This is a genomic window from Olsenella uli (assembly GCF_016900775.1).
GTDB classification, from domain to species: Bacteria; Actinomycetota; Coriobacteriia; order Coriobacteriales; family Atopobiaceae; genus Thermophilibacter; species Thermophilibacter uli_A.
The window spans coordinates 1-520 of sequence record NZ_JACJKN010000041.1 but is presented as its reverse complement, the minus strand read 5'-3'; the positions used below and the strand labels follow the sequence as shown (position 1 = coordinate 520).

The window sequence follows — 520 nt, the reverse complement described above, 5'->3', positions numbered from 1 at the left end:
GGGCAAGGTCTTCGTGGGCTGGGAGGACATATCCGGCAAGCGCGTCGAGAACTCCACCGAGGTCACCGGCGAGTGGTACGTGTACCCCGTTTTCGAGGACGAGCAGGTTGCTCCCGAGCCCGAGCAGCGTTTCATCACCGTCAACTACTACGACGGCGAGGAGCTCCTCGGCACCGGCGCGGTGCTGAACGGCACCAACGAGTGGAGCGGACCGATTACCCCGTCCAAGGATGGCTATACCTTCGCAGGCTGGAGCTTCGAGGGTGAGCAGGCGTCCTATATGGACCTCTCGACCGTTCGTGTTGCCTATGACGAGACCGTGACCGAGATTAACCTCTACGCCAACTGGGATGAGGTCTCCGATCCGTACGAGGGCTACGTCACCGTCAACTACTGGGACGGCGAGGAGCTGCTCGGCACCGGAGCGGTCCTGAACGGCACCAACGAGTGGAGCGGCATCGCCAACCCGACCAAGGACGGCTACGTGTTCGCCGGCTGGAACTTCGAGGGCGACTCCGAG

The 520-nt window shown here is 62.9% G+C and carries 1 protein-coding gene; it reads left to right on the top strand.

Annotated elements, in window-relative coordinates; translation table 11 throughout:
* Positions 1 to 520, top strand: a 520-nt coding sequence (locus H6A23_RS11220) for an InlB B-repeat-containing protein (RefSeq protein ID WP_204832255.1), incomplete at both ends; no start/stop codon positions are given.